Raw genomic sequence first — 26,465 nt, forward strand, 5'->3', positions numbered from 1 at the left:
ACTATTCTCCTAATATCTGCACAATGTTCTGGAATACTTCTTCCATATCCACTGTACCATCCACTTCTTTTAAGATACCGGCTTTGGTATAATAATCGATCAGTGGCTGAGTCTGTTCATGATATACGCCAAGACGCTTCTGAACGGTTTCCGGTTTGTCGTCATCTCTGAGGATCAGCTTTTCGCCGCATGCATCACAGATACCTTCTACTTTGGTTGGATTGTATACAATATGATAAGTAGCACCGCATCCTACGCAGGCTCTTCTTCCACCCATACGGTTTACGATGTTCTCATCCGGTACATTGACATCAATGGCATATTCCATTTTGTCACCAACTTTTGCCAGTGCAGCATCCAGACTCTCTGCCTGTGGAATGGTTCTTGGAAAGCCATCCAGTACATATCCTTTTTTGCAGTCATCCTGTTGTAATCTGTCTACTACCAGATCTACTACCAGTTCATCCGGAACCAGAAGTCCCTGATCCATGTATGTTTTTGCTTTTTTTCCAAGTTCTGTTCCTTCTTTGATATTTGCGCGGAAAATATCACCTGTAGAAATGTGTGGAATTCCATATTTTGCTGCGATTTTCTTTGCCTGTGTGCCTTTACCGGCTCCAGGTGCGCCTAACATAATAATTTTCATAATGAAACCTGCCTCGTATTTTAATTTTTACCATTAAACACATATAGTGCACCATCTCATCCAGAAGATGAAACGGTACACTTTATCTTTGTCTACTCGCTTAAAAAGCCTCTATAATTGCGAACTACCATCTGTGATTCGATCTGTTTGATTGTTTCGAGTACTACACCAACGATAATGATAATCGAAGTTCCTCCAAATGATACATATGCTCCAAATACTCCGTTAAAGAAGATCGGAATCAGTACCACCACGGTAAGACCAAGTGCACCGATCAAAACGATATAATTCAAAATCTTATTTAAGTAATCGCTGGTTGGTTTGCCTGGACGAATGCCCGGAATGAAACCACCCTGTTTTTTCATATTATCTGCTACTTCAATTGGATTGAAAGTAATTGAAGTATAGAAATATGCGAATGCGATAATTAAAGCAATGTAAATGATCAATCCGATGGAATAGATTGGCTTGGATGGACTAAACCAGTTGTTCTGACTTAAAGAAGCAATGATTTTTCCGCCAATGCCATCCTGAGAAATACCCGCAAATGCTGCAATCATACTTGGCATACTAAGAAGAGAAGAAGCAAAGATAACAGGAATTACACCTGCTGTGTTCACTTTTAATGGAATAAATGTGGACTGTCCACCAACCATTTTTCTTCCCTGCATCTTTTTTGCATACTGAACAGGGATTCTTCTTGTTGCATCACTTAATAAAATAACAAGTACTATTGTAATAATAATAACAGCCAGGATAATTACGCCAGCCAGAACACCTTTGGCGAGTGTTTTCCCTTTGATGAATGACTCATACAGAGATGCCATATCGGATGGCACCCTTGAGAGAATATTAATCATCAGGACGATGGAAATTCCATTTCCAACACCATGCTCTGTGATCTGCTCACCAATCCACATCAGGAATGTGGAACCTGCTGTCATAGCAGCAATTACAGTAAGCCCTGTCAGGAAGTTCATATCCGGGATCAGCCCCTGTCTTCCGAAACCAATGGTCATTGCCAGAGATTCTGTCAATGCCAGACCTACTGTCACATAACGGGTAATCGCTGTGATTTTTTTTCTGCCTTCTTCACCGTCTTTGTGCATCTCTTCCAATGCCGGAATAGCAATGGTAAGAAGCTGCATAATAATGGAAGACGTAATATATGGTGTGATATTCAAAGCAAAGATAGACATTTTCTCAAATGATCCGCCTGTAAATGCACTAAAGAAATTAAATGCATCACCGGTCTGATTAGCAAACCAGTTTGCCAGGTAGTTACGGTCCACACCCGGAACCGGGAGCTGTGAACCGAATCTGACAACAAGGAGCATCAGAAAAGTAAATAACATTCTTTCTCTGATATCTTTAACCTTAAACGCATCACGAAGTGTCTTTAACATTAGATCACCTCTGCTTTTCCACCAACTGCTTCTATTTTAGCTTTTGCGCCTTCACTGAAAGCATTTGCTTTAACAGTAAGCTTCTTGGTAAGTTCACCGTTTCCAAGAATCTTAACACCGTCTTTTACGCTCTTAATGATACCGGTTTCAATCAGTGTATCGATTGTAACTTCTGTATCATTATCAAATCTTTCCAGTGCGCTTACATTGATAGCTTCGATATCAAGAGTGTTTCTGTTTGTGAAACCTCTCTTAGGAAGACGTCTGTACAGTGGCATCTGACCACCTTCAAAACCTGGTCTTGTTGCGCCTGAACGTGCTTTCTGTCCTTTATGTCCCTTACCAGCAGTCTTGCCGTTTCCTGAACCATGTCCACGACCTCTTCTGAAGTTATCGCTCTGTCTGGAACCTTCAGCAGGTTTTAAGTTTGATAAATCCATCATGGCACCTCCTTATTCTAATCTCAATATAAATTAAACTTCTTCTACTTTTACTAAATGCTGAACCTGTTTTACCATTCCCATTGTTGCATCATTGTTTGGAAGCTCAACAGATTTGTTCAGTTTCTTCAGTCCCAGTGCTGCAACAGTAGCACGATGCTTTGGAATAGCTCCGATTGGGGATTTAACAAGTGTTACTTTTACTTTATCTGCCATTTTTTACCTCCTGTGCAAATTACGCACGAACTTCTTCAACAGATTTTCCACGGAGTCTTGCAACTTCTTCAGGGGACTTCAGCTGTTTCAGTCCTTCCAGTGTAGCAAGTACAACGTTCTGTTTATTTCTGGATCCCAGACATTTTGTACGGATGTTGCGAATTCCAGCAAGTTCCAGTACGTTACGTGCAGGACCACCAGCGATGATACCAGTACCTTCCGGAGCTCTCTTCAGAACGATCTGAGATCCGCCGAATTTACCATCAAAGTTGTGTGGAATACTTGCATTTTCATCTAATGCAACAGTGATAAGTTTCTTTGTAGCGTCTTCTTTACCTTTACGGATAGCTTCTGGAATTTCAGCAGCCTTTCCAAGTCCGGCACCAACGTGTCCGTTGCCGTCACCAACAACTACCAGGGCTGTAAAACGCATATTACGACCACCTTTTACAACTTTGGTAACACGCTTAATTGACACTACTTTTTCTGTTAATTCTAACTGATTAGCATCAATAATTTCACGTTTCATGTGTCTACCTCCTAAAACTCCAGACCAGCTTCTCTAGCTGCATCTGCTAATGCCTTGATTTTACCCTGATAAATAAAGCCGCCTCTGTCAAAAACAACTTCTTTAATACCTTTTTCCAGAGCTCTCTCTGCGATTACTTTTCCAAGGTATGCTGCTGCATCAACGTTATTAGTCTTCTCAACTTCTGCTTTTACTTCTTTCTGAAGTGTACTTGCAGAAACCAGAGTATTTCCGACTGAATCGTCAATAATTTGAGCATACATATGATTATTGCTTCTGAATACTGCCAGACGAGGTCTCTGTGCAGTACCTGCAAAACGATTACGAAGTCTTCTGTGTTTCTTTACACGAACTTCTGTTCTAGATTCTTTACTAACCATTTTCACACTCTCCTTACTTATTTCTTACCAGTCTTACCAACTTTACGTCTGATAACTTCATCAGCATACTTAATACCTTTACCTTTGTATGGTTCCGGAGCTCTCTTTTCTCTGATTTCAGCTGCGTACTGGCCAACTTTTTCTTTATCAATACCCTTAACAGTGATTACGTTTCCGTCTACAACTGCTTCCAGGCCTTCTGGATCGATCATCTCTACCGGATGAGAATATCCAAGAGATAATACCAGTTTCTTACCCTGCTTAGCTGCTTTGTAACCTACACCGTTAACTTCCAGCTTCTTTTCGTATCCTTCGCTTACACCAACTACCATATTGTGGATCAGTGTTCTTGTCAGACCGTGCAGAGATTTCATTTTCTTCAGGTCGTTTGGTCTGCTTACTACTACATGACCATCTTCTACCTTGATATCCATTTCAGCAGGCAGTACTCTTACCAGAGTTCCCTTGCTGCCTTTAACTGTAACTTTGTTGCCTTCTGCAACTTCAACGGTAACGCCTGCAGGAATTGCTACAGGCAGTCTTCCTATACGTGACATTCAAATGTCCTCCTTACTTAGATTTTCGGAGAGAGACTTACGCTCTCTCTGTTTTCAGTAACTTTTACGGGGTATCCTACCAAACAAATGCCAGAACTTCTCCACCAACTCCAAGCTTACGAGCTTCTCTGTCAGTGATAACACCTTTGTTTGTAGAAAGAATAGCTACACCAAGACCACCAAGAACTCTTGGAATATCTTCTTTGCCTGCGTGTACACGAAGACCTGGTTTAGAAATTCTCTTAATACCTGTAATGACTCTCTCATTTTTATCAGCACCGTATTTCAGTGTGATGCGGATAACTGGGAAACCGCCTTCTTCAACGATGTCATATTTTGCAATATAACCTTCATCTACCAGAATGTTTGCAATAGCAAGTTTCATTTTGGATGATGGAACATCTACTGTATCGTGTTTTGCAGTATTTGCATTACGGATTCTTGTAAGCATATCTGCAATAGGATCACTCATTGTCATCTGGATTTTCCTCCTTATATTCTCAGATCATTGCTGATCAATCAAGTTGTATCGGCTTACCAGGAAGCTTTCTTAACTCCCGGAATTTCACCTTTGTAAGCCAGTTCACGGAAGCAGATTCTGCAGATTCCGTATTTTCTCAAATATGCATGTGGACGACCACAAATTCTGCAGCGGTTGTATTCTCTTGTGGAGAATTTCTGTGGACGCTGCTGTTTAATCTTCATTGCTGTCTTAGCCATGAAATTTCCTCCTATATTCAATCACATTGACTGTTAACAATTCGCTTATTTAGAGAATGGCATATTGAACTGTGTTAAAAGTTCACGTGCTTCTTCGTCAGTCTTTGCTGTTGTAACAAAGATAACGTCCATACCTCTTACCTTGTCAACCTTATCATATTCGATTTCAGGGAAAATTAACTGTTCTTTGATACCAAGAGCGTAGTTACCTCTTCCATCAAACGCATTCGGGTTAACACCTCTAAAGTCACGTACTCGAGGTAATGCAAGGTTAACCAGACGGTCAACGAATTCATACATTTTTTCTCCACGAAGTGTAACTTTACATCCGATTGCCATACCTTCTCTGATCTTGAAGTTAGCAACAGAATTCTTTGCTCTGGTCAGAACTGCTTTCTGGCCTGTAATAGTTTCCATATCCTTAACAGCTGATTCCAGTAACTTAGCGTTTTCTTTTGCTTCGCCAACACCCATGTTTACTACAACTTTATCCAGCTTCGGAACTTCCATAATATTCTTATATCCAAACTTTTTGATCATAGCATCTACGATCTCGTTCTGATACTGTTCTTTCAGTCTACTCAACTTCTAGTGCCTCCTCTCTTACGATTATTTATCGATAACTTCGCCTGTAGCTTTTGCTACACGAACTTTTTTGTCTCCGTCCATCTTAAAGCCAACTCTTGTTGCCTTTCCATTGTGGAGAAGCATTACGTTAGAAGCGTCAATGAAAGCTTCTTTGTTCACAATACCACCTTGCTGGTTAGCAGCTGATGGTTTTGCATGTTTTACTACCATGTTGATGCCTTCAACAAGAACTTTGTGGTTCTTTACATCAACTTTGAGGACTTTGCCCTCTTTATCTTTATCTTTACCAGCGATAACTTTAACTGTATCACCTGTCTTGATTTTTAATGCTGACATTCGGGTACCTCCTTATAATACTTCCGGAGCCAGTGAAACAATTTTCATAAACTGTTTATCACGAAGCTCTCTTGCTACTGGTCCAAAAATACGAGTTCCTCTTGGATTCTTGTCATCTTTGATGATGACTGCAGCATTTTCATCAAATCTAATATAAGAACCATCTTTACGACGGGTTTTGTTTACTGTACGAACTACGACAGCCTTTACAACATCACCTTTTTTAACAACGCCGCCTGGTGTTGCATCTTTAACCGTAGCAACGATTACATCACCGATAGCTGCATATCTTCTGGTAGATCCGCCCATAACTCTGATGCAAAGTAATTCTTTTGCTCCAGTGTTATCAGCAACTTTCAGTCTACTCTCCTGCTGTATCATGCTGATTACCTCCTATACTATTTCACTCTTTCAGTGATTTCCACAAGTCTCCATCTCTTATCTTTGGATAAAGGTCTTGTTTCCATTACTTTTACTGTATCACCGATGTTACATTCGTTGTTCTCATCGTGTGCTTTTAATTTATATGTGCTCTTTACGACTTTTTTGTAAAGAGGATGTTTCACATGGTTCTCAACTGCAACAACGATTGTCTTGTCCATCTTGTTGCTGACAACTTTACCAACACGGGTTTTTCTAAGATTTCTTTCCACGTCTATTTGCTCCTTTCGTGGTAATTCACTTACGCATTAGCTTTCTCTGTGATAACGGTCTGAATTCTTGCGATGTTCTTACGAACTTCTTTGATTCTGCTTGTGTTATCCAGCTGATTGGTTGCATTCTGGAATCTTAAATTGAAAAGTTCCTTTTTAGCAGCTACTAATTCTTCGTTTAATTCTGCAGCTGATTTGCTCTTTAAATCTTCTACATACTTATTAATTTTCACTGTTATCACCGCCTTCTAAATCTGCACGAGATACGATTTTGCATTTGCACGGTAATTTGTGCATAGCAAGACGTAACGCTTCACGGGCTACTTCTTCCGGAACTCCTGCCAGTTCAAACATAACACGTCCCGGTTTTACTACTGCTACCCAGTATTCCAGTGTTCCTTTACCGGAACCCATACGAGTTTCAGCAGGTTTTGCTGTTACAGGTTTGTCTGGGAAAATCTTGATCCAAACTTTACCACCACGTTTGATGTAACGAGTCATAGCAACACGGGCAGCTTCGATCTGGTTTGATTTAATCCAGCATGGTTCAGTTGCAACAAGTCCATATTCACCATTGGAAATTGTATTTCCTCTTAACGCCTTACCAGCCATACTTCCACGGAACTGTTTACGACGTTTTACTCTCTTAGGCATTAACATTATTTATCGCTCCCTTCCTTTACGTTTTTGGTTGGAAGGATTTCGCCGTTGTAAATCCATACCTTTACGCCCATTTTGCCGTAAGTGGTATCTGCTTCTGCGAATCCATAGTCAATATCTGCACGAAGTGTCTGAAGTGGAATAGTTCCTTCACTGTAGAACTCTGTACGAGCCATATCTGCTCCGCCAAGACGTCCAGAAACAGCTGTTTTAATTCCCTTAGCACCTGTCTTCATGGTTCTTCCCATTGTGGATTTCATAGCACGACGGAAGGAAACACGGTTTTCCAGCTGCTGAGCAATATTTTCAGCTACTAACTGAGCATCTCTGTCCGGTCTCTTAACTTCTTTGATATCTACAAGAAGCTTGCCAGTTACGAACTTCTGAACTTCAGCTTTTACTTTTTCGATCTCTGAACCGCCTTTACCGATTACAACACCCGGTTTAGCTGTGTAGATGATCACTTTTACTCTTCCTGATGCTCTTTCGATTTCGATTTTTGCAACACCAGCGCTATATAATCTCTTTTTCAGGTATGTTCTGATCTTGTTATCTTCGATCAGGTAATCAGCAAATTCTGACTCAGCATACCACTTGGAGTCCCAGTCTTTAATAACACCGACTCTTAAGCCGTGTGGATTAACTTTCTGTCCCATGCTTTACCTCCTATCTTTCATTCAGCACGATTGTGATGTGGCTCATTCTCTTTTCGATACGATAAGCTCTACCCTGTGCTCTTGGTCTGATTCTCTTCATTGTAGGTCCTTTGTTTGCGTAGCATTCTTCTACGTAAAGGTTTTCTACACTCATTCCATTGTTGTTTTCAGCATTTGCGATTGCTGACTCTAATAATTTTTTAATTAATGTAGAAGCGTATCTTGGGTTGTATGTTACAATACCAAGTGCTGTCTGCACATCTTTGCCTCTAATAGCATCTAAAACGAAGCATGCCTTCTGAACAGAGACTCTCGCATAAGATAACTTTGCGGATGGTCTTGTGTCCTTCTGAGCATTTCTTTCTCTCTTGATTTGGGATCTATGTCCTTTTGCCATGGATGAAGCCTCCTTTCAAATATTATCCTTAACGAGATTTCTTCTCGTCTTTACCATGTCCTCTGTATGTTCTTGTTGCAACGAACTCTCCGAGTTTGTGTCCAACCATATCTTCTGTTACGTATACAGGCACATGTCTTCTTCCATCATGAACTGCAATTGTATGTCCAACCATCTGTGGGAAAATTGTAGAACGGCGGGACCAGGTCTTGATAACCTGTTTAGATCCTGCTGCGTTCATTTCGTCAACTTTTTTCAGTAAGCTTGCGTCCGCAAACGGTCCTTTTTTAAGTGAGCGAGCCATAGGTTCTAACCTCCTTATATTTCTCGATTAATATTGTTATTAGTTGATTGCTTTACCATCGCGTCTTCTTACGATGAGCTTGTTAGAAGCTTTCTTCTTGCTTCTGGTCTTAAGACCCAGTGCAGGTTTGCCCCAAGGTGTGCATGGACCTGGACGACCGATACCGGTCTTACCTTCACCACCACCGTGTGGATGGTCATTCGGGTTCATAACAGATCCACGAACAGTAGGTCTGATACCCATGTGACGTTTTCTACCAGCTTTACCAATATTAATCAGGTTGTGATCACCATTTCCAACAACACCGATTGTTGCACGGCAGATGATCGGAACCATTCTCATTTCTCCTGAAGGGAGACGAAGTGTTGCGTATTTACCTTCTTTAGCCATCAGCTGTGCTCCGTTACCAGCGGCACGAACAAGCTGACCACCTTTGCCTGGATAAAGTTCAATATTGTGAACCATTGTACCAACCGGGATCAGGGATAATGGCAGGCAGTTACCGATTTTTACTTCAGCTTCAGCTCCGCTCATAACTTTCATTCCGTCTTTCAGTCCCTGTGGTGCAAGGATGTATGCTTTTTCTCCATCAGCGTAAGTAATCAGAGCGATGTTAGCTGTTCTGTTCGGATCGTACTCGATACCGGTTACTATTGCTGGGATACCATCTTTTTTATTTCTCTTAAAATCGATGATTCTGTATTTTCTTCTGCTTCCGCCTCCGCGGTGTCTTACAGTAATTTTTCCCTGATTGTTACGTCCGGAGTTTTTCTTAAGAGATACAACAAGGCTCTTTTCCGGAGTAGTCTTTGTAATTTCAGAGAAATCAGATCCCGTCATATTTCTTCTTGACGGTGTATATGGTTTATAGGTTTTAATTCCCATTTTTGTTTCTCCTTTCAATATATTTCGCATGCATATCAAAATGCATATACCTTATATATCGTCCGGCATATTCCGTTCTCAGAATCGCCGGAGCCTGTCAGTCAATCTTATAATCCCTGGAAGATCTCGATTTCTTTGCTGTCTTCTGTCAGAGTAACGATTGCTTTCTTTGTCTTAGCTGTTTTACCAACTGTCATTCCACGACGTCTGGTCTTTCCATCCAGGTTCATGGTGTTAACACGTTTTACTTTTGTTCCTTCGAACATTTTTTCAACAGCTTCTTTGATCTGAGATTTTGTAGCCTCAGTGTGTACCTGGAAAGTGTATTTCTTTTCAGCCATAGCATTCATACTCTTTTCAGTTACGATTGGTTTAAGGATTACATCATAATACTGAATTGCTGCCATTATGCGTACACCTCCTCGATTGCCTGAACGGCTTCTTTTGTCATAACCAGTGTGTTATGTTTCAGAATGTCGTATACATTGATGGTATTTACCAGAGAAGTCTGGACATCAGCAATGTTTCTTGCAGAAAGCATTACTTTCTCATCATTCTCTTTCAGAACAACGATTGCCTTTTCAGCTTTTACATTGTTCAGTACATTTACCATAGCTTTTGTCTTAACTTCATCCAGTTTCAGTTCATCAAGGATTACTACCTTGTTTTCCTGAACTTTTGCAGTTAATACAGATTTGAGAGCTGCTCTCTTTTCTTTCTTGTTCATCTTGAAAGAGTAGTCTCTTGGAACTGGTGCGAATACAACTCCGCCGCCTGTCCACTGTGGAGCTCTTGTTGAACCCTGTCTTGCATGACCGGTTCCTTTCTGTCTCCAAGGTTTTCTTCCGCCTCCGGAAACTTCAGAACGTGTTTTTGCTTTCTGGGTTCCCTGACGATTGTTTGCCAGCTGCTGAAGCACTGCCATGTGTACCAGATGTTCGTTTACTTCTACACCAAACACAGCATCGTTAAGCTCCATTGTGCCAACTTCTTTGCCTTCCATATTGTAAACAGATACGTTTGCCATCTGTGTGTTCCTCCTTTCCTACAAGACCTATTTGCCAGATTTTACTGTTTCTTTGATCGTAACCAGAGATTTCTTTGGTCCAGGAACTGCTCCCTTAACCAGAATCAGATTGTTCTCTGCATCAACTCTTACTACTTCCAGGTTCTGGATTGTAACACGTTTGCTTCCCATATGTCCTGGCATTCCTTTTCCTTTGAATACCTTACTTGGATCAGAACAAGCACCGTTAGAACCCTGATGACGATGGAACTTGGAACCATGAGCCATAGGTCCTCTGTGCTGACCAAATCTCTTGATCGCACCCTGGAATCCTTTACCTTTGGAGATTGCTGTAGCGTCGATCTTATCACCTGTTGCAAAGATATCAGCTTTGATTTCCTGTGCTACTGCGTATTCCTCAGCATTCTCAAACTTAAATTCTCTGACAAATCTCTTGCAAGAAACTCCTGCTTTGTCAAACTGACCTTTCATTGGTTTGTTAACCAGATTCTCTCTCTTGTCAGCAAAACCAACCTGTACTGCGCTGTAACCATCATTCTCAACTGTCTTGATCTGTGTTACCACACAAGGACCAGCCTGAAGAACGGTTACTGGAGTTAAAACTCCGTCTTCGTTGAAGATCTGTGTCATTCCGACTTTTGTTGCTAAAATCGCTTTCTTCATTCTTCTTACCTCCTGTTTTTCTACAGCGGATTACACTGTGTTGTGCAATCATCCTAGTCAAACAGTCAATATAAGTGGAACTTTGGCTTTCGCCACTGTTGCTTCTATATCAACCCGTAGGATAATTTACTCATGAATCAGAACTTATTTGTTCTTCATTTTGATGTCGATATTTACACCTGCTGGCATTTCCAGTCTGGACAGTGCATCAACTGTCTTCTGTGTTGGTGCAATGATATCGATCAGTCTTTTATGAGTTCTCTGTTCGAACTGCTCTCTGGAATCTTTGTATTTGTGAACGGCACGAAGAATTGTTACAACTTCCTTCTTAGTTGGAAGAGGTACAGGTCCACTCACCTGAGCTCCATTCTTTTTTACAGTTTCGATGATTTTCTTAGCAGATGCATCAACCAGCTGGTGATCATATGCTTTTAATGTGATTCTCATTACTTGACTTGCCATAAAAAAAGTCGCCTCCTTTTCGCACTTTTATTGCTAAGTACGACAAGCGGTGACTGTACACGCTCCCGTGTGTATCCTGCGGCATGTTGCCCGTTATTCACACGTTGTTTCCGGTCATAGCCGGACAGTTAATTTGTACAGTGACTTGTCGCCAGTTTTCTAACTTGACATTCGCTCCACGGAAAACCTGTAGAATTTCTACAGCAACCTCACGCTTCAACGCTATCAAGGTCACAACGATTGCATTATATATGATATTTTTTTATTTTGCAAGGGTTTTTTGAAAATTTTTGTTTTTTTTCCTATACACGTTTTTGTGTTCTTGAAATGAGTACTTATATCAAATATAATGAATTTCATAAAAAGCCTGTTGGGTGATTCTGAACTATTTTCTCCAGTAACTACTGTTGTGGTTCTTACTTTTCTCTCAGGCACTATTATATAAGAAGAAACACAAATTACAATATCATAATGATAAAATAATGAATAACGAAAGGATGTTACCGGGTCATGGTACTCTGTAACAAAGGTTAATGTATGTGGATCGCTGATCATTGGAAAGATTATGAAGTCATTGACACTTCAAAAGGAGAAAAGCTGGAGCGCTGGGGTAAGTATATTCTGGTTCGTCCAGACCCTCAGGTTATCTGGGATACCCCAAAAACCTGTCCAGAATGGAAACATATGAATGGTCATTACCACCGCAGTAAAAAAGGCGGTGGAGAATGGGAATTTTTCAGTCTCCCGGAACAGTGGACAATTCATTACCATTCTCTCACTTTTAATTTGAAGCCTTTTAGTTTCAAACATACTGGTCTGTTCCCGGAACAAGCTGCCAACTGGGACTGGTTCTCCCGCAAGATTAGTGAAGCAGGACGCCCTGTAAAGGTTCTGAATCTGTTTGCCTATACAGGTGGTGCTACTCTTGCCGCTGCCGCTGCCGGAGCTTCTGTGACCCACGTAGATGCTTCCAAGGGTATGGTAACCTGGGCCAAAGAAAATGCCCGTTCCTCAGGCCTGGAGAATGCACCGATCCGCTGGATCGTAGATGACTGTGTGAAATTCGTGGAACGGGAAATCCGCCGTGGCAATCACTATGATGCCATTATCATGGATCCGCCTTCTTATGGTCGTGGTCCAAAAGGCGAAATCTGGAAGATCGAGGATGCTATTCATCCGCTAGTAAAGCTCTGTGCCCAGCTGCTCAGTGACCAGCCTCTCTTCTTCCTGATCAATTCCTACACTACCGGTCTTGCACCGGCTGTACTGACCTATATGCTGGCTACTGAACTGAAGAAGTTCCATGGTCATGTAGATTCTCAGGAGGTCGGTCTTCCGGTATCCTCTAACGGTCTGGTTCTTCCATGCGGTGCTTCCGGGCGCTGGGAAGTATAGATCATTTGTTTTTCAGCTATTACTCAGATTGCTAAAAAAGATGGGTAAATGTATCTGTTTTATTTGCACAGATATATTCCCATCTTTTTATTGTTTTATAACCTATTTTAAACTTTCCCGCAGAGACTTTTCATCTGCTTCATATTCAAATACACATCTTTCATATGCATTGATAATATGTGTTTCCTTATATTTGTCATATCTCTTATGTGTCCGCCCATAAGTCATATGTACGTGACCGTGAATAAAAAACTTCGGCTTATATTTTTCAATCAGCTTTACAAAAATACGAAATCCCTGATGTGGCAGATCCCGTCCATCATTAATCTCAAATGCCGGTGCATGCGTCAGCAAAATATCAACCCCACCATACCGCAGCAGTTTCCAGCGTAGCTTCTTCACACGCTTGTCCATCTCTGCATCCGTATACTGGTGGTCTCCCGGACGATATCGCATAGATCCGCCCAGCCCCATAATCCGTACTCCCTGATATACATAGATACTGTCATCAATACAAATACAGCCCTCCGGCGGCTTATAAGCATACTTATCGTCATGATTTCCATGTACATACAGAACCGGCACGGATGCCATAGTCACCAGGAATGTCAGATATTCCGGTGCCAGATCTCCTGCAGATAAGATCAGGTCAATATCCTCCAGTTTGCCTCTTTCATAAAAATCCCACAGATATTTTGATTCTTCATCCGCAATTGCCAGTATCTTCATTTGATTTCCCCGCTGATTCCCTGTTCCATCACAATTGGTCTGGCATGCTCTGTCAGTTCTGACATTTTCGGAATTCTTCCTATTACATTGTCACACAGCCAGTCCATGGTAATAATCTTCTCCGGTGTCAGTGTCTTTTCCTTATCCTCCTGTATGATTCCATTCTGGGAATACAGTATACCGGAAAATGGATTAAACTCTCCTTCGCAGATCATCTTCTTCAGCAGTTCAATCAACCGTTCCGTTCCTCTTGGCAGACTGTCGGAACAGATGACATCCACTAATCCAGATGACATGCCCCACCAGTAATTCAAAGATTTTGCTCCTGTTCCTTCTGAATTCTTCCAGTTGCCTTCCATAATATTCTGAATCATCTGCTCATAAAACTTACCCCAGTGAATCACTGGCATAGCAAGATTGTGGTGGGTAAAATCTGCAAGCTCAAACAGGCCGAAATGCCTGCTTCCCGTATTCTTATTCGGAATAATAATGTTCCTTCCGGATACATAAGAAACATCATGTTCCTGAAAACGTTCCACATAATCCACGTTCTTCTCTGATTCCCACTCTACATAAACCTCTGCTCTTGGATTGATCATCTGCGCACCGAGTGCAAAGGCATTGATATTGGCTACCGTTCCATAAATCGGATAATCTGCCAGATATCCGAGCCTGTCATTGGTTGTCATGGCTCCCGCAATGGCTCCAAGCAGGAACTTTGCTTCATATATACGGGCATTATAATTCCGGATGACGCCCTTATCCGACATCAGGGAACAGTTCAGTATCTTCACTCCCGGATGATCCAGTGCGGCCTTCAGGCTGGCATTATACAGCACCGGAGATGTGGTAAAAATAATGGTATTTCCATCTTTCACCGCCTGATGTAGAGCATCCTCTGCTGATAAGTATTTCTCCGCCAGATAGGTACTTATCTTGATCTGATCAGAAAAAGCATTCTCCAGATACATGCGTCCCAGATCATGGATATAGGTCCAGGCTGACCTGTGCGGATCCACTTCATGCACAAATGCAATCTTCTGCACCGGTTCACTGACCGGAATCAGCCTCTGCAGAAGCGGCTTCTTGATGCTCTCCGGATTCATACGTATCTCAAGACTCTCCTCTTTTCCCTGTGTCTCGAATACTTTCACACTTCTGGCAATCCGCATCTGCATCTCTGACGCAGTCATCTCTGTCATTGCCTTATAACCATATATCTCCATAAATGCCAGCAGCGCATCCCCAACGGTTCGTTCTTCATTCTCTTTCACCAGCGTCTGAAAAATATTTTCAAAGCAGGCATATACCGAACTGAAATTCATGCGGTCATCATCATTCCATTCTTCGTCCGGTGCTTTTCCAATCAGACTCTGCAGCCTTGCAAACTTCCCTTCTTCCGAAAAATAGATATAATTTATGGAAGACAGTTTATAAAAATCCATAAATTCATAATAGATCTTGTTCTTCTTTTCTTCTGTCCGGTATGGGACAATTCTGGTTACCGTACCTGCGATAGATACTGCATCAAAAAACTTCAACACACTGACCCGCTTGTTGCCTTCCATTACATAGAATTCATTCATATATTCGTAAGCTACAATCGCATCATGAATCCCTTCCTTCAGGTGTGATTCACACAGTGAGGACCATTTCATGGCAAATTCTGTATTTTCACCAAGAATCGGCATAAAATTGCAGGCAAAGGCATTTCCTCTTCCCCTTGTCTTGGTACCCACAATTCGCTCTGCCGGAATCTGTACCAGTCCCAGCGAATATTCCATGACTGAGTTCGCTGCTTCCGGAATCTCATCCAGCACTTTCAGATATGGATTCTTCTTTCTCGCACTCTGCCCCATCATTGCACGTTTTCCAAGTTTTACTGCCTTTTGATAAAACTCCATTCCTTCTTTTCCCATACTCAGCCCCCTACTTCAACATTTCTTATCAAAAAACCTAAAAAAATTATATCCTTTCTTTCGCTCTTTTTCAACCACAGTCCTTCGTTTCCCTTATGAATTTTTCCTTCCGACTGCTATTCATCCCGTGACCGGCAGCACTCTGCTTTTACATAAATTCCGTCATGTGCTTCCGATAGTGAAGCGGCATCATGGTATTCTGGCACTTTCGATTCTCGCGCTCTCTGATTCCGATTGTATGAAAGAATTCATTCCACAGAGTAGTATAGATATCTTTTATCCGCTCCGTCTCCTGAAGCTGTTCCCACTCTTTCTCCGTCAAAACCGTCTGATACATCCTCTGGTCTTTCGGGTGTATGACAGCAGTTCTCCTTCCGTCATCTGTAATCATCCATGTCTCTGACGGCATCCGATCCTCAAAATACTCAGCAAGCATCAGAAGAATATCGTGTTCCGGTTCTATGTGACAGACGTAAATCCCTCTTTCGTGGCAGGTAAACCTGGCAGCCTCGCGCATGATATGTTCTTCATTTGTCACTCTCCTGCTTAGTTCCATGATCCGCATTACTGTGTTCTCTGTCAGCATTTCTGTTATCTTTTTTCCGAAATGAAACCCAAGAATCAGGAAACGGTAAATACATTCTGTCTTTTCCGGTCTGGCCGAATGTGCCGCATAATATACCCACTGATACGCCTGCCACGAAATCTTTTTCCTGATAGCACTGCATACCTTCATGGCTTTCTGTTCTTCTGCATCTATATGGATATACTCACAGAATAATTCCTGCTGGCTGACCGGCTCCAGTTCCAGCCGGATATTCCGATGTCCCTTTCCCGAAGCCCACGCCTCATAAATGCAGGTCAAAATATCTTCCCAGTTATCCCTGCAGGTAAATACCGTCATCTTTCTTCCTCCTCTTCGGCTCATCTTACTCCAAAATCATCAAATAATGACAACTGGTAAAAACTCTGCTGCCGGCTAATCTGCCAGTTATCTTTACGGTTCAGATCTGTCATCTGCCTGAAAATACTCTTTTCTTCCAGCTTCACAGGATACAGCATCCTGCCCTGACAGGTAATAAAGTAATGTGCTCTCTTCAGTAGCACTCCCATCCTTTTCAAGTGATCAAAATCAACTCTGCCATTCTTCCGGGCGTATACAATTCGCATAGCCGATTTGGGACCTATTCCAGGTATTCTCAGGAGCATATCATAAGAAGCCTGATTCACCTCTACCGGAAACTGTCCCAGATGTCTCAGTGCCCAGTCACACTTTGGATCCAACTGTTCATGAAAATTCGGCTGATCCGCAGATAGCAGTTCATCCGCCTGAAAACCATAATAACGCAGAAGCCAGTCTGCCTGATACAGTCTGTGTTCCCTCAACAGCGGCACCGGTGTGCCCGGCTGCGGAAGCTGTGTATCTTCATTTAATGGTACATATGCCGAAAAGAAGACTCTCTTCAAATCGTACTTCTGATACAGGTACTGCGTTGTCTTCAGTAAATGATAATCTGTCTCATCGGTTGCCCCAATAATCATCTGTGTGCTCTGTCCTGCTGCCGCAAAACTTCTTCCTTCAGTTGATTTTTTCAGATCAGCCGGAAGGTATAATTCCTTCGTTCCAGACTCCTGCAGCAATGCAGGAGTCTGTACACTCACCTTTTTCTGCTGTTCAGATGAAAAAATGCTGTTCTCCAGATACAGATTACCTCTGCTTCTCTCCATTCTCTCGTCCTTACCCAGTGCCAGCCTATGTGCTGCTATAGTTCTCGCCACCATACCCATTGGTCTTAAAATGGCTGTATGGTTCTTATTAGGCGCAAGCCGCTTCATCCCTTCTGCTGTTGGCAGTTCCAGATTAATGCTCATACGGTCGGCCAGATATCCGGCTTCTGTCAGAAGTTCCTCCGGTGCTCCAGGTACAGCCTTCACATGAATATAACCTCTGAAATGATACCTGCTTCTCAGCAGCCGTAAGCTCCTGCACATCTGCTCCATCGTATACGCTGGACTGCGGTCTACCCCTGAACTCAGGAAAAGTCCTTCAATATAATTCCTTTTATAAAATTCTATAGTCAGGCTGCAGAGTTCTTCCGGTGTAAATGACGTTCTCTCTACATCATTAGATGTTCTGTTCAGACAATACTTGCAGTCATATATGCAATGATTCGTCTGCAATACCTTCAGAAGAGAAATACATCTTCCATCTGAGGCAAAGCTGTGACAGATCCCTGATGCGCAGGAATTCCCCAGAAATCCCTTCTGTCCTCTTCGTGAAACACCGCTGGATGTACACGCCACATCATATTTTGCTGCATCTGCCAGAATATGCAGCTTCTTATATAATTCCTCTTCTCCTCTGTTCTGCATTCTTTTCCCTTCTTTCGAACGTATGTTCTTTTTTCTGTAGCATAACATATTTTTATCTCCATATCAAGAGTTGATTTCCGTAAAAGAAAAAGATGTTTTTTGCTGAAATTCTGATACAACTATGCTATACTGGGTAACATAAAAATGAAATCGGGAGGTTTTACTATGGCTGAGAAAAAAATAGATGTGACTGCGCTCGGTGAATTGTTAATTGACTTTACCGAAAACGGCACCAGTGCTCAGGGGAATCCTATTCTGGAGGTAAATCCAGGCGGCGCTCCTTGTAATGTTCTTGCCATGCTTCAGAAGCTCGGCAAGCAGACTGCCTTTATCGGAAAAGTTGGTGATGATATGTTCGGGCGCCAGCTCACAGAAGCTGTTTCTTCTGTTGGTGTTGACACACGCGCTCTTCTTGTAGATAAGGAAGTTCACACTACACTCGCTTTTGTCCACACCTATCCGGACGGAGACCGCGACTTTTCCTTCTACCGCAACCCAGGGGCAGATATGATGCTGACAAAAGATGATGTGGATGAAGATCTGATCCGTTCTTCCAGAATTTTCCACTTTGGAACACTTTCCTCCACACATGAAGGTGTACGAGAAGCAACCAGATATGCTATTGAGGTTGCCAGAGAAGCCGGAGACCTGATCAGCTTTGATCCAAATCTTCGTCCTCCACTGTGGTCCTCTCTGGATGATGCAAAAAGAGAGATTGAATACGGACTGGGCAAATGTGATATTCTAAAGATTTCTGATAATGAAGTAGAGTTTCTGTTTGGCACTACAGACTATGATCTCGGTGCAAAATTACTGAAAGAGAAATACAATATTCCTCTGATTCTCATTACACTGGGACCGAATGGCAGCCGCGCATACTATAAAGATATGCGTGTGGAAGTTGCTCCGTTCCTTCAAGAAAAGACGATTGAGACCACCGGTGCAGGTGACACTTTCTGCGCAAGCTCTCTGAACTACATTCTGGAACACGGACTGGACAACCTGACCGAAGAGAACCTGACAGAACTTCTGACTTTTGCCAATGCTGCTGCCTCCCTGATCACCACTAAAAAAGGTGCCTTAAAGGTAATGCCTGAAAAAGAAGAAGTGCTTGCTTTTATCGCATCTCGCTTATAAATATAGGAGGAGTGATTTTTTATGAAGTTTATTTATCCGGCAATTTTCCGTCAGGACACTGACGGACTGTATCATGGTTATTTTCCAGATCTTGATGACTGTCTTTCCACCGGAGAGACACTGGATGACGCCATAGAAAACGCAAATGAAGCAGCCTGCAACTGGCTGTCTGTAGAATTGGAAGAAGGCGGTCATCTGCCACCTGTTTCTGATCCATCTGACCTGACATTAAAAGAGGGCGAGATCATCCGCAATATTGCAGCTAATATCCGCCTCTTCGAAGGGTATGATGAATAATATTTTATTTGTTCTGATAAAATGCTTTGCCCGCATGGGCGAGGCATTTTTATTTAGACTCAATCATTAGACATAAAATAAGCCCGATCGATTCTTTTTTCTCTCGACCGGGCTCTCAATGAATTTCCAGCAATTTCATTGTCTACACCTTCGCTTTCTCAGATTATGGGGTACTTCCTTCCGTTTTCTTTGGACCATACCTCCTGTTTTATTCTGTTGTATGAATTGGTTTAGCTATGCCATTGGACCTTACCTCTTATTCTTAGTTTATCATTAGATAAAAGTTCTCATCTCATTGGAGTGTACCTCTTTCTTTTATTTTCCTTTGGTTTAAATTTTTATGCCATTGGACTGTACCTCTTTCTGAAATCTGATGTATTTAACCTTTAGTTTTAGGTTCCATCTATGTGAACTCCTAAGAGATTGTTATCCTTATATGTCTAACGTCCCAATGGTATGCACCCCTTTCTTTTTATGATTTGATCTTTTTGATTTTAGATCTCTCTTTCTTTTGTTGTCTTTATACTATCATGCTTTTCTTATTTTGTCAATTATTTTATTCTACTTTTTTATATATTCAGAATTTTCTGATAATTCATCATATCTTCTTCTGTAGGAACCGGAACTCCTTTTAAAGAATACGAAAGTCCCAGCTTTTCCCATTCCATTTCTCCCATCGTATGATATGGAAGAAGATCGACTCTGGTCACTGTCTCAAGGCTATTCAGAAATTGTTTCATCTCAGTCAGTTCTTTTTCTGAATCTGTCAGGCCAGGTACACAGACATGGCGGATCCATATCTCTTTTCCATGATCGGACAGCCACTGTGCCATTTCCAGAATATTGCTGTTATCTCTGCCTGTCAGTCCCCGGTGTCCTGCTCCATCCATCATTTTCAGATCCAACAGTACCAGATCTGTCGCTTTCATCATTCTTTCAAACTGTTCCATCGGAAGCTGGTCTGTAGCAAACAGGCACCCAGAAGTATCCAGTGTCGTGTGTACTCCTTTTTTCTTTGCCAATTCAAACAGCTCTGTTACAAATTCGCATTGCAGCAGCGGCTCTCCGCCGCTGACTGTAATGCCTCCATTTTCTTTGTTTTTCTTTTTCCAGTAGTTCTTATACCGATACGCACGCTGAAACAGCTCCTCTGCTGTCCACCAGGTGCCAGTATCTCCGCTCCATGTTTCCGGATTGTGGCAGTATTGGCACCGCATTGGGCATCCCTGCATGAATATCACAAACCGTACTCCCGGTCCATCTACCAGTCCAAAACTCTCAACGGAATGTATTTTTCCTTTTTTCATTCTTACACCCTTGTATGGCATGTTCTTGCCAGTACATCCATCTGTTGTTCTCTTGTCAGATCTATGAATTTTACGGCATAGCCGGATACACGAATGGTAAAGTTTGCATACTCTTCTTTTTCCGGATGTTCCATGGCATCGATCAGTTTTTCTCTGCCAAATACATTCACATTTAAGTGATGTGCACCCTGATCAAAATAACCATCCATGATCTGTACCAGATTCTCGATTCTTTCCTCTTCACTGTGTCCCAGTGCATCCGGATTCATGGTCTGTGTATTGGAAATGCCGTCCAGTGCCCATTCATAAGGCAGCTTGGCAACAGAATTCAGGGATGCCAGCAGACCATTCTTCTCTGCTCCATAAGACGGATTTGCTCCGGGTGCCAGTGGCTCACCTGCCTTTCTTCCATCTGGCATACTTCCGGTTGCCTTACCGTACACTACATTCGATGTAATGGTCAGAATGGATGTGGTCGGCTCCGAATTACGGTAGGTATGCTGTTTCTTCAGTTTATCCAAGAAGGTCTTCAGAAGCCATACTGCAATGTCATCTGCACGGTCATCGTCATTTCCGTAACGAGGAAAATCTCCTTCTGTCTCATAGTCCACTACCAGTCCGCTCTCATCACGGATGGTCTTTACTTTTGCATATTTGATGGCGCTTAAAGAATCTACTACATGCGAAAATCCTGCAATACCTGTTGCAAAAGTTCTTCTTACGTCTGTATCAAGCAGCGCCATCTCTGCTGCTTCATAATAATATTTATCATGCATATACTGAATCAGATTCAGGGTATTGACATACAGCTCTGCCAGCCAGTCCATCATCTGATCGTATTTCTTAATCACTTCATCATAATCCAAATATTCCGAGGTGATCGGCTTATAGTCAGGGCCTACCTGTTCTCCGGATTTCAGATCAATACCACCATTGATGGCATATAACAGGCACTTGGCCAGATTTGCTCTTGCTCCGAAGAACTGCATCTCTTTTCCTGTCTGTGTGGCTGATACACAGCAGCAAATGGAATAATCATCTCCCCATACCGGCTTCATAACATCATCGTTTTCATACTGGATAGAACTGGTCCGGATAGAGATATCTGCCGCATAATCCTTAAAATACTCCGGTAATTTTGATGAATACAGAACTGTCAGGTTTGGCTCCGGAGACGGTCCCATATTTTCCAGTGTGTGCAAAAATCGGAAGTCATTCTTCGTTACCATCGAACGTCCGTCCATTCCCATTCCGCCGACTTCCAGCGTTGCCCATACCGGGTCTCCGGAGAAGAGCTGGTTGTAAGACGGAATACGTGCAAACTTCACCATTCGGAACTTCATAACCAGATGGTCAATTAACTCCTGTGCCTCTATCTCTGTCAGCGTACCGTTATCCAGATCTCTCTGAATATAAATATCCAGGAATGTGGATATTCTTCCCACACTCATAGCAGCACCATTCTGGGTCTTGATTGCTGCCAAATATCCAAAATACAGCCACTGTACTGCTTCTTTTGCATTTTGGGCCGGCTGAGAAATATCATATCCATAAGAAACTGCCATCTCTTTCATTTCGCCCAGTGCCTGATACTGTCTGGAGATCTCCTCTCTCTGTCGGATTATATCATCTGTCATCGTGCCATTTCCGCAGTTTACAAAGTCCTCTTTCTTCTTTTCCATCAGGAAGTCAATTCCATACAGAGCCACCCGTCGATAATCGCCTACAATACGGCCTCTACCGTAAGTATCCGGAAGTCCTGTAATGATCTTATTGTGGCGGGCTTTCTTCATCTCCGGTGTATAGGCATCAAATACTCCCTGATTGTGGGTTCTGCAATATTTGGTAAAAATCTCATGAAGCTGTGGATCCGATTCATATCCGTTGGTGGTACAAGCCTGCTCTGCCATTTTAATGCCGCCAAATGGCATAAATGCACGCTTCAGAGGCTTGTCTGTCTGCAGTCCCACTACCTGCTCCAGATCTTTGAATTCTTCACAGATATAACCTGGCTTATGCGATGTAATGCCGGATACGATATGTGTATCCATATCCAGAATTCCACCTTTTGCACGCTCCTCTTTCTGCAATTCAGATAGCTTACCCCAGAGCTTTTTGGTAGCTTCTGTAGGATCTGCCAGAAAGGACTTATCTCCTTCGTAAGGCTGATAATTGTTCTGTATAAAATCACGTATGTTAATCTCTTCTTTCCAGAGACGGCCTTCGAATCCATCCCACTGTGCAAATGCTCTCATGCTGTTATCCTTCCTTTCCTGTTGATCGTATGATATCTTTATCCGGAATACTGAAAACAGGTTTGAGCTGCCGGCTTTTCTCTGCTGCCCTTGTTTTCCGGTGCCCTTATTCTGATGAACTGTCATCTGCTACTGTTTTACATTAAATGCTTTCATGCCCGGATATACTGCTGCTTCACCAAGCTGTTCTTCAATGCGGAGAAGCTGATTGTATTTTGCCACACGTTCTGTACGGGATGGTGCTCCGGTCTTGATCTGGCAAGTATTTAGCGCAACTGCCAGGTCTGCAATCGTCGTATCCTCTGTCTCACCGGAACGATGTGAAGAAATTGCGGTGTAACCTGCCTTGTGTGCCATCTTAATGGCTTCCAGTGTCTCCGATACAGAGCCAATCTGATTCAGCTTGATCAGAATGGAGTTACCACATCCGAGAGAGATTCCCTTTTCCAGTCTTTCTGTATTGGTTACGAACAGGTCGTCACCTACCAGCTGTACTTTATCTCCCAGTTCTTTTGTAAGTTTCTGCCAGCCTTCCCAGTCTTCTTCATCCAGAGCATCTTCAATAGAAATAATCGGATATTTTCCCACCAGTTTTTTCCAGTGTTCAATCAGCTCTTCTGATGTATATACGGTGCCTGCTTTTGGAAGCCTGTATTCACCCTTCTTGCCTGTTTTCCATTCGGAAGATGCTGCATCCATAGCAATCTTAAAGTCTTTTCCCGGCTCATATCCTGCTTTTTTCACAGCTTCCAGAATGGTCTCTATTGCCTCTTCATCGGATGCCAGTGCCGGAGCAAATCCTCCTTCATCTCCAACGGAAGTAGCCAGTCCTCTCTCTTTCAAAATAGATGCAAGTGCATGGAATACTTCTGCACACCAGCGCAGTCCTTCTTTAAAGGTTGGCGCGCCTACCGGCATAACCATAAATTCCTGTACGTCCAGACCGGAAGATAATGCATGGCATCCACCATTTACAATATTCATCATTGGAACCGGAAGACGGTTGCCACTGACTCCTCCCAGGAAACGATATACCGGAATATCCAGTGCTGCAGCCGCCGCACGTACTGTTGCAATTGATACTGCCAGAATTGCATTTGCTCCCAGGTTTGATTTATCCTTCGTTCCATCTGTCTTGATCATAGCTGCATCTACTGCATAAATATCCGATGCATCCATTCCGCAGATCGCTTCGTTAATTTCTTTATTAATGTGTTCAACTGCCTTCTGTACACCCTTTCCGAGATAGCGGCTTTTGTCACCGTCTCTCAGTTCCAACGCTTCAAATTCTCCAGTTGATGCCCCGCTTGGTGCCATTCCTCTTCCCACAGATCCATCCATCAGATACACTTCCGCTTCCACTGTTGGATTACCTCTGGAATCCATGATTTCCCGTCCAATTACTTTTTCAATCTGTAAATATTCCATACCAGACACCTCTTTCTGTTATTTGTTAGCCTTTTCTAACCAGATGTTAGTATACACTAACTTTCATTTAAATGCAATATTATTATCTTTTCAAATTTGACATTTTTCTATTCATGAAGTAAACTGGACTTAAGAATTTTTTTAGAATTTGAAGAACATTTTAACCTGTATATTTTGTGCGGAGAAAATAGTATGTGGAAAAATGTGGTTTATCGTAAGCTGCGAAGTCAGCACTTATTTGAAAATGAAGCTCATCTGTCACGCTTTAAGGAATTACTGGACTGCTATGCCGATGCCAGCTTTTTTACTGCGGGGCTGTGCAAGTGTATGTACCTGTCCTGTTGGGATGATGAGCATTTTGCAATTATGCTGGATATGTTAAATCAGTTAAAACTTAAGGATCATATGACGCTTACAGATATGGATGAGAATGGAAAGCTGATGGCAGAAGAGATGCCGGACGGTGATTACGAAGCTACCATTATGCAGTTGTCCTGCGATTTTCTTTCCGGGGCGCCTTTTGATATTACCTCTCTCCCGGAAAATTTTAATCCGGTCGGGCGTCATATTATTGAACAGGCTCTCAAAGCCGCCGCTGTAATTGACAGCGTTCCCATAAAATAACGCCGCAGTTTCAAAAACTGCAGCGTATAAATGATATTTTACTACTTCTCCGGTCTCTCATAGAGATTGGAGATTTTGGTTTCTGCCGATACAATGGCATATCCTTTGGCTGCCCACGGAGTATCCCTTTTCAAACATAAAGATACACAAAAACGGTATTCTCCCGGCTGTGCCGGCATCGCAAAAGGAATATCCACATATCTGCTGCTTCCGGCAGATATCTCTGTGCATAACTGGCCTTCTGATATGATTCTTCCGTTCATATCACACACTTCATAATGCATTTCATATTCCGATACATCTACAAAGGTACTTCTGTTTTCAACCAGTACTCCAGTCTGTACAACCTGAAGCGAAAAATTCGGATTGCTCTCTTCTTCCTTTTCAAGATCCAGTCTGGCTCGCAGCCATCCTGCGTCCACATCCTTTCCTTCTTCCAGAAGATAAATTCCATATTCCAGACACCATCTCTGCAACTGTGCACTTTTCTGTTCTGTTTTCACCAAAAGTGTGTTCTGAAAGTTCTGTTTCATCGTCTGTAGAAATTCCTGTATATCTTCCGGTTCCTTCTTTTCCTCCGGAAGGGCCACACCTCGGAATACTACCGCTTTTCCATTGATGCAGGTTTGCCCGTCTACAATCTTCCACCAAGAAAAAGCCACCGGCTCCACTCTTCGATCCTGGCAGAAGTTCTCGCCTTCCATGATCTCCAACACCAGCTGATAGCAATAGGGATCTTCCGCATTCCAAAGCTGTGGATCTTCTGCTCTCATACAAAACTGCATCTCCTCTTCCAGTGGAAGTGGAAAAATCCGGTCTATTTCCTGCCCTTCCCGGTTTACCAGGCTGGCACAGAGTACCGGGCTTGTATAAGCTTCTGCACTGGTAAGATATAGTCCCGGCTTCTGAATCTCTTCGGTCTGCTGCTCCATACCGCCAATCCATACGGACGCTTCTACATTTCCAACTGCCTGTTCTTCCTCCCAGGTTACTTTTGTCTCGATTTTTTCTATCGTGTATTTCATATCCACCTGCAAAAAATCCCCGGTAAAACCGGGGACTCTTTCGTTACTTTTGTTATGTCTGCTATCGTTAATTATGCAAGCTTGCTTTTTGCAAGTTCTGCAAGTGTTGCAAATCCTTCTGCATCATTAACAGCCATGTCAGCCAGAACTTTTCTGTTCAGTTCTACACCTGCAAGTTTAAGACCATACATGAATTTGCTGTAAGACAGTCCGTTGATTCTTGCTGCTGCGTTGATACGAGCGATCCACAGCTGTCTGAACTGACGTTTTTTCTGCTTACGTCCTGCATATGCGCTGGTAAGTGCACGCATTACAGACTGTTTTGCAATCTTATACTGTTTGGAACGGGCTCCTCTGTAACCTTTAGCCAGTTTTAATACTCTGTTATGTTTCTTTTTAGCGTTCATTCCGCCTTTAACTCTTGCCATGTCTTATATTCCTCCTCAAACTC

Annotated in this window: 36 protein-coding genes; 4 read left to right on the forward strand and 32 right to left on the reverse strand. The window is 42.5% G+C overall.

Annotation, left to right across the window (positions count from 1 at the left end):
- Nucleotide 1 precedes the first annotated feature (1 nt).
- The 23 genes from H8716_RS01325 to rpsJ all read right to left on the reverse strand — a co-directional run bounded on the left by H8716_RS01325 (nt 2) and on the right by rpsJ (nt 11,525).
- Nucleotides 2–646, reverse strand: a complete 645-nt coding sequence (locus H8716_RS01325; RefSeq protein WP_249306685.1) for an adenylate kinase — start codon at nt 644–646, stop codon at nt 2–4.
- A 92-nt stretch (nt 647–738) separates the two neighbouring features.
- Nucleotides 739–2,052 carry a preprotein translocase subunit SecY gene (gene secY, locus H8716_RS01330; protein ID WP_249306687.1) on the reverse strand — a complete coding sequence of 438 codons (1,314 nt, stop codon included), beginning with the start codon at nt 2,050–2,052 and terminating at the stop codon, nt 739–741.
- The gene (rplO, locus tag H8716_RS01335; protein WP_249307201.1) at nt 2,052–2,492 is read right to left on the reverse strand and encodes a 50S ribosomal protein L15; all 441 of its coding nucleotides are present in this window, start codon (nt 2,490–2,492) and stop codon (nt 2,052–2,054) included. The genes secY and rplO overlap by 1 nt, the downstream gene beginning before the upstream one ends.
- Before the next feature lie 33 nt (nt 2,493–2,525).
- On the reverse strand, nt 2,526–2,708 hold the full coding sequence (rpmD, locus tag H8716_RS01340) for a 50S ribosomal protein L30 (RefSeq protein ID WP_249306688.1): 183 nt from the start codon (nt 2,706–2,708) through the stop codon (nt 2,526–2,528).
- A 19-nt stretch (nt 2,709–2,727) separates the two neighbouring features.
- The gene (gene rpsE / locus H8716_RS01345) at nt 2,728–3,237 is read right to left on the reverse strand and encodes a 30S ribosomal protein S5 (protein WP_117447688.1); all 510 of its coding nucleotides are present in this window, start codon (nt 3,235–3,237) and stop codon (nt 2,728–2,730) included.
- 11 nt (nt 3,238–3,248) lie between these two features.
- Nucleotides 3,249–3,617 (reverse strand): 50S ribosomal protein L18, encoded by a 369-nt coding sequence (gene rplR / locus H8716_RS01350; RefSeq protein ID WP_249306689.1) that lies wholly within the window; start codon nt 3,615–3,617, stop codon nt 3,249–3,251.
- Nucleotides 3,618–3,634: 17 nt separating this feature from the next.
- Nucleotides 3,635–4,174 carry a 50S ribosomal protein L6 gene (gene rplF, locus H8716_RS01355; RefSeq protein WP_249306690.1) on the reverse strand — a complete coding sequence of 180 codons (540 nt, stop codon included), beginning with the start codon at nt 4,172–4,174 and terminating at the stop codon, nt 3,635–3,637.
- A gap of 76 nt (nt 4,175–4,250) precedes the next feature.
- Complete coding sequence (gene rpsH / locus H8716_RS01360) at nt 4,251–4,652, reverse strand: 30S ribosomal protein S8 (protein WP_117447685.1); 402 nt, start codon at nt 4,650–4,652, stop codon at nt 4,251–4,253.
- 56 nt (nt 4,653–4,708) lie between these two features.
- On the reverse strand, nt 4,709–4,894 hold the full coding sequence (locus H8716_RS01365; protein ID WP_117447684.1) for a type Z 30S ribosomal protein S14: 186 nt from the start codon (nt 4,892–4,894) through the stop codon (nt 4,709–4,711).
- A 45-nt stretch (nt 4,895–4,939) separates the two neighbouring features.
- Nucleotides 4,940–5,479 (reverse strand): 50S ribosomal protein L5, encoded by a 540-nt coding sequence (rplE, locus tag H8716_RS01370; protein ID WP_249306691.1) that lies wholly within the window; start codon nt 5,477–5,479, stop codon nt 4,940–4,942.
- 24 nt (nt 5,480–5,503) lie between these two features.
- Nucleotides 5,504–5,818 carry a 50S ribosomal protein L24 gene (gene rplX / locus H8716_RS01375; RefSeq protein ID WP_117447682.1) on the reverse strand — a complete coding sequence of 105 codons (315 nt, stop codon included), beginning with the start codon at nt 5,816–5,818 and terminating at the stop codon, nt 5,504–5,506.
- A 12-nt stretch (nt 5,819–5,830) separates the two neighbouring features.
- Nucleotides 5,831–6,199, reverse strand: a complete 369-nt coding sequence (rplN, locus tag H8716_RS01380; protein WP_117447681.1) for a 50S ribosomal protein L14 — start codon at nt 6,197–6,199, stop codon at nt 5,831–5,833.
- Between the two features lie 17 nt (nt 6,200–6,216).
- Nucleotides 6,217–6,471, reverse strand: a complete 255-nt coding sequence (gene rpsQ, locus H8716_RS01385) for a 30S ribosomal protein S17 (RefSeq protein ID WP_117447680.1) — start codon at nt 6,469–6,471, stop codon at nt 6,217–6,219.
- 29 nt (nt 6,472–6,500) lie between these two features.
- Nucleotides 6,501–6,704, reverse strand: coding sequence for a 50S ribosomal protein L29 (rpmC, locus tag H8716_RS01390; protein ID WP_117447679.1), 204 nt, complete (start codon nt 6,702–6,704; stop codon nt 6,501–6,503).
- Entirely contained in the window at nt 6,694–7,131 is a 438-nt protein-coding gene (gene rplP / locus H8716_RS01395; RefSeq protein WP_117447678.1) for a 50S ribosomal protein L16, read from the reverse strand. The genes rpmC and rplP overlap by 11 nt, the downstream gene beginning before the upstream one ends.
- Entirely contained in the window at nt 7,131–7,787 is a 657-nt protein-coding gene (gene rpsC / locus H8716_RS01400) for a 30S ribosomal protein S3 (RefSeq protein WP_249306692.1), read from the reverse strand. The genes rplP and rpsC overlap by 1 nt, the downstream gene beginning before the upstream one ends.
- 10 nt (nt 7,788–7,797) lie before the next feature.
- Nucleotides 7,798–8,184 (reverse strand): 50S ribosomal protein L22, encoded by a 387-nt coding sequence (rplV, locus tag H8716_RS01405; RefSeq protein ID WP_117447676.1) that lies wholly within the window; start codon nt 8,182–8,184, stop codon nt 7,798–7,800.
- 28 nt (nt 8,185–8,212) lie between these two features.
- Nucleotides 8,213–8,488, reverse strand: a complete 276-nt coding sequence (gene rpsS, locus H8716_RS01410; protein ID WP_117447675.1) for a 30S ribosomal protein S19 — start codon at nt 8,486–8,488, stop codon at nt 8,213–8,215.
- 39 nt (nt 8,489–8,527) lie between these two features.
- A complete protein-coding gene (gene rplB, locus H8716_RS01415) occupies nt 8,528–9,373 on the reverse strand; it encodes a 50S ribosomal protein L2 (protein WP_249306693.1) in 846 nt (281 codons plus the stop codon).
- A 107-nt stretch (nt 9,374–9,480) separates the two neighbouring features.
- Nucleotides 9,481–9,780: a 50S ribosomal protein L23 gene (gene rplW / locus H8716_RS01420; protein WP_249306694.1), complete on the reverse strand. Its 300-nt coding sequence runs from the start codon at nt 9,778–9,780 to the stop codon at nt 9,481–9,483.
- Complete coding sequence (rplD, locus tag H8716_RS01425) at nt 9,780–10,400, reverse strand: 50S ribosomal protein L4 (RefSeq protein ID WP_249306695.1); 621 nt, start codon at nt 10,398–10,400, stop codon at nt 9,780–9,782. The genes rplW and rplD overlap by 1 nt, the downstream gene beginning before the upstream one ends.
- 27 nt (nt 10,401–10,427) lie before the next feature.
- Entirely contained in the window at nt 10,428–11,063 is a 636-nt protein-coding gene (gene rplC, locus H8716_RS01430; protein WP_249306696.1) for a 50S ribosomal protein L3, read from the reverse strand.
- Between the two features lie 144 nt (nt 11,064–11,207).
- Nucleotides 11,208–11,525, reverse strand: coding sequence for a 30S ribosomal protein S10 (gene rpsJ, locus H8716_RS01435; RefSeq protein WP_117447671.1), 318 nt, complete (start codon nt 11,523–11,525; stop codon nt 11,208–11,210).
- 537 nt (nt 11,526–12,062) lie between these two features.
- Between rpsJ and H8716_RS01440 the strand changes: the two genes are divergently transcribed.
- Nucleotides 12,063–12,920: a class I SAM-dependent methyltransferase gene (locus H8716_RS01440; protein ID WP_249306697.1), complete on the forward strand. Its 858-nt coding sequence runs from the start codon at nt 12,063–12,065 to the stop codon at nt 12,918–12,920.
- A gap of 102 nt (nt 12,921–13,022) precedes the next feature.
- On the opposite strand, the gene H8716_RS01445 is transcribed toward H8716_RS01440, so the two are convergent.
- The 4 genes from H8716_RS01445 to H8716_RS01460 form a co-directional block, all read right to left on the reverse strand.
- Entirely contained in the window at nt 13,023–13,649 is a 627-nt protein-coding gene (locus H8716_RS01445) for a metallophosphoesterase family protein (RefSeq protein ID WP_249306698.1), read from the reverse strand.
- A complete protein-coding gene (locus H8716_RS01450) occupies nt 13,646–15,568 on the reverse strand; it encodes a BMP family ABC transporter substrate-binding protein (protein WP_249306699.1) in 1,923 nt (640 codons plus the stop codon). Before H8716_RS01450 ends, H8716_RS01445 begins: the two co-directional genes overlap by 4 nt.
- 148 nt (nt 15,569–15,716) lie before the next feature.
- Complete coding sequence (locus H8716_RS01455; protein WP_249306700.1) at nt 15,717–16,472, reverse strand: TIGR03915 family putative DNA repair protein; 756 nt, start codon at nt 16,470–16,472, stop codon at nt 15,717–15,719.
- A gap of 20 nt (nt 16,473–16,492) precedes the next feature.
- Complete coding sequence (locus tag H8716_RS01460) at nt 16,493–17,941, reverse strand: putative DNA modification/repair radical SAM protein (protein ID WP_249306701.1); 1,449 nt, start codon at nt 17,939–17,941, stop codon at nt 16,493–16,495.
- A 165-nt stretch (nt 17,942–18,106) separates the two neighbouring features.
- On the opposite strand from H8716_RS01460, the gene H8716_RS01465 reads away from it, so the two are divergent.
- Both H8716_RS01465 and H8716_RS01470 read left to right on the forward strand, forming a co-directional pair.
- Complete coding sequence (locus tag H8716_RS01465; RefSeq protein ID WP_249306702.1) at nt 18,107–19,078, forward strand: carbohydrate kinase family protein; 972 nt, start codon at nt 18,107–18,109, stop codon at nt 19,076–19,078.
- 21 nt (nt 19,079–19,099) lie between these two features.
- A complete protein-coding gene (locus H8716_RS01470) occupies nt 19,100–19,375 on the forward strand; it encodes a type II toxin-antitoxin system HicB family antitoxin (protein WP_249306703.1) in 276 nt (91 codons plus the stop codon).
- 569 nt (nt 19,376–19,944) lie between these two features.
- Here the strand turns inward: H8716_RS01470 and pflA are convergent.
- The 3 genes from pflA to eno all read right to left on the reverse strand — a co-directional run bounded on the left by pflA (nt 19,945) and on the right by eno (nt 24,365).
- Nucleotides 19,945–20,682, reverse strand: coding sequence for a pyruvate formate-lyase-activating protein (gene pflA, locus H8716_RS01475; RefSeq protein ID WP_249306704.1), 738 nt, complete (start codon nt 20,680–20,682; stop codon nt 19,945–19,947).
- Nucleotides 20,683–20,684: 2 nt separating this feature from the next.
- On the reverse strand, nt 20,685–22,937 hold the full coding sequence (gene pflB, locus H8716_RS01480) for a formate C-acetyltransferase (RefSeq protein WP_249306705.1): 2,253 nt from the start codon (nt 22,935–22,937) through the stop codon (nt 20,685–20,687).
- Between the two features lie 129 nt (nt 22,938–23,066).
- Complete coding sequence (gene eno, locus H8716_RS01485) at nt 23,067–24,365, reverse strand: phosphopyruvate hydratase (RefSeq protein WP_249306706.1); 1,299 nt, start codon at nt 24,363–24,365, stop codon at nt 23,067–23,069.
- Between the two features lie 192 nt (nt 24,366–24,557).
- On the opposite strand from eno, the gene H8716_RS01490 reads away from it, so the two are divergent.
- Nucleotides 24,558–24,989, forward strand: coding sequence for a hypothetical protein (locus tag H8716_RS01490; RefSeq protein WP_249306707.1), 432 nt, complete (start codon nt 24,558–24,560; stop codon nt 24,987–24,989).
- Between the two features lie 41 nt (nt 24,990–25,030).
- Here H8716_RS01490 and H8716_RS01495 read toward each other — a convergent pair whose 3' ends face one another.
- The gene (locus H8716_RS01495) at nt 25,031–26,014 is read right to left on the reverse strand and encodes a DUF4981 domain-containing protein (protein ID WP_249306708.1); all 984 of its coding nucleotides are present in this window, start codon (nt 26,012–26,014) and stop codon (nt 25,031–25,033) included.
- Nucleotides 26,015–26,085: 71 nt separating this feature from the next.
- The gene (gene rplT, locus H8716_RS01500; RefSeq protein WP_249306709.1) at nt 26,086–26,442 is read right to left on the reverse strand and encodes a 50S ribosomal protein L20; all 357 of its coding nucleotides are present in this window, start codon (nt 26,440–26,442) and stop codon (nt 26,086–26,088) included.
- Nucleotides 26,443–26,465 lie beyond the last annotated feature (23 nt).

Source organism: Jingyaoa shaoxingensis (genome assembly GCF_014385005.1).
GTDB lineage: Bacteria > Bacillota > Clostridia > Lachnospirales > Lachnospiraceae > Marvinbryantia > Marvinbryantia shaoxingensis.

What these genes read in the sequence shown, in the direction of transcription:
- rpsH (WP_117447685.1), bottom strand. Translation starts at nt 4,652, where the DNA reads ATGACAATGAGTGATCCTATTGCAGATATGCTTACAAGAATCCGTAAT.
- H8716_RS01445 (WP_249306698.1), bottom strand. Translation starts at nt 13,649, where the DNA reads ATGAAGATACTGGCAATTGCGGATGAAGAATCAAAATATCTGTGGGAT.
- rplW (WP_249306694.1), bottom strand. Translation starts at nt 9,780, where the DNA reads ATGGCAGCAATTCAGTATTATGATGTAATCCTTAAACCAATCGTAACT.
- rplR (WP_249306689.1), bottom strand. Translation starts at nt 3,617, where the DNA reads ATGGTTAGTAAAGAATCTAGAACAGAAGTTCGTGTAAAGAAACACAGA.
- rplN (WP_117447681.1), bottom strand. Translation starts at nt 6,199, where the DNA reads ATGATACAGCAGGAGAGTAGACTGAAAGTTGCTGATAACACTGGAGCA.
- rpmD (WP_249306688.1), bottom strand. Translation starts at nt 2,708, where the DNA reads ATGGCAGATAAAGTAAAAGTAACACTTGTTAAATCCCCAATCGGAGCT.
- H8716_RS01440 (WP_249306697.1), top strand. Translation starts at nt 12,063, where the DNA reads ATGTGGATCGCTGATCATTGGAAAGATTATGAAGTCATTGACACTTCA.
- rplO (WP_249307201.1), bottom strand. Translation starts at nt 2,492, where the DNA reads ATGGATTTATCAAACTTAAAACCTGCTGAAGGTTCCAGACAGAGCGAT.
- rplD (WP_249306695.1), bottom strand. Translation starts at nt 10,400, where the DNA reads ATGGCAAACGTATCTGTTTACAATATGGAAGGCAAAGAAGTTGGCACA.
- rpsJ (WP_117447671.1), bottom strand. Translation starts at nt 11,525, where the DNA reads ATGGCAAGTCAAGTAATGAGAATCACATTAAAAGCATATGATCACCAG.
- rplX (WP_117447682.1), bottom strand. Translation starts at nt 5,818, where the DNA reads ATGTCAGCATTAAAAATCAAGACAGGTGATACAGTTAAAGTTATCGCT.
- rplP (WP_117447678.1), bottom strand. Translation starts at nt 7,131, where the DNA reads ATGTTAATGCCTAAGAGAGTAAAACGTCGTAAACAGTTCCGTGGAAGT.
- H8716_RS01365 (WP_117447684.1), bottom strand. Translation starts at nt 4,894, where the DNA reads ATGGCTAAGACAGCAATGAAGATTAAACAGCAGCGTCCACAGAAATTC.
- H8716_RS01450 (WP_249306699.1), bottom strand. Translation starts at nt 15,568, where the DNA reads ATGGGAAAAGAAGGAATGGAGTTTTATCAAAAGGCAGTAAAACTTGGA.
- rplT (WP_249306709.1), bottom strand. Translation starts at nt 26,442, where the DNA reads ATGGCAAGAGTTAAAGGCGGAATGAACGCTAAAAAGAAACATAACAGA.
- H8716_RS01325 (WP_249306685.1), bottom strand. Translation starts at nt 646, where the DNA reads ATGAAAATTATTATGTTAGGCGCACCTGGAGCCGGTAAAGGCACACAG.
- rpsC (WP_249306692.1), bottom strand. Translation starts at nt 7,787, where the DNA reads ATGGGACAGAAAGTTAATCCACACGGCTTAAGAGTCGGTGTTATTAAA.
- secY (WP_249306687.1), bottom strand. Translation starts at nt 2,052, where the DNA reads ATGTTAAAGACACTTCGTGATGCGTTTAAGGTTAAAGATATCAGAGAA.
- pflB (WP_249306705.1), bottom strand. Translation starts at nt 22,937, where the DNA reads ATGAGAGCATTTGCACAGTGGGATGGATTCGAAGGCCGTCTCTGGAAA.
- rplF (WP_249306690.1), bottom strand. Translation starts at nt 4,174, where the DNA reads ATGTCACGTATAGGAAGACTGCCTGTAGCAATTCCTGCAGGCGTTACC.
- rpsS (WP_117447675.1), bottom strand. Translation starts at nt 8,488, where the DNA reads ATGGCTCGCTCACTTAAAAAAGGACCGTTTGCGGACGCAAGCTTACTG.
- rplV (WP_117447676.1), bottom strand. Translation starts at nt 8,184, where the DNA reads ATGGCAAAAGGACATAGATCCCAAATCAAGAGAGAAAGAAATGCTCAG.
- H8716_RS01455 (WP_249306700.1), bottom strand. Translation starts at nt 16,472, where the DNA reads ATGACGGTATTTACCTGCAGGGATAACTGGGAAGATATTTTGACCTGC.
- rpsE (WP_117447688.1), bottom strand. Translation starts at nt 3,237, where the DNA reads ATGAAACGTGAAATTATTGATGCTAATCAGTTAGAATTAACAGAAAAA.
- H8716_RS01495 (WP_249306708.1), bottom strand. Translation starts at nt 26,014, where the DNA reads ATGAAATACACGATAGAAAAAATCGAGACAAAAGTAACCTGGGAGGAA.
- rplB (WP_249306693.1), bottom strand. Translation starts at nt 9,373, where the DNA reads ATGGGAATTAAAACCTATAAACCATATACACCGTCAAGAAGAAATATG.
- pflA (WP_249306704.1), bottom strand. Translation starts at nt 20,682, where the DNA reads ATGAAAAAAGGAAAAATACATTCCGTTGAGAGTTTTGGACTGGTAGAT.
- H8716_RS01465 (WP_249306702.1), top strand. Translation starts at nt 18,107, where the DNA reads ATGGCTGAGAAAAAAATAGATGTGACTGCGCTCGGTGAATTGTTAATT.
- rplC (WP_249306696.1), bottom strand. Translation starts at nt 11,063, where the DNA reads ATGAAGAAAGCGATTTTAGCAACAAAAGTCGGAATGACACAGATCTTC.
- H8716_RS01460 (WP_249306701.1), bottom strand. Translation starts at nt 17,941, where the DNA reads ATGCAGAACAGAGGAGAAGAGGAATTATATAAGAAGCTGCATATTCTG.
- H8716_RS01470 (WP_249306703.1), top strand. Translation starts at nt 19,100, where the DNA reads ATGAAGTTTATTTATCCGGCAATTTTCCGTCAGGACACTGACGGACTG.
- H8716_RS01490 (WP_249306707.1), top strand. Translation starts at nt 24,558, where the DNA reads ATGTGGAAAAATGTGGTTTATCGTAAGCTGCGAAGTCAGCACTTATTT.
- eno (WP_249306706.1), bottom strand. Translation starts at nt 24,365, where the DNA reads ATGGAATATTTACAGATTGAAAAAGTAATTGGACGGGAAATCATGGAT.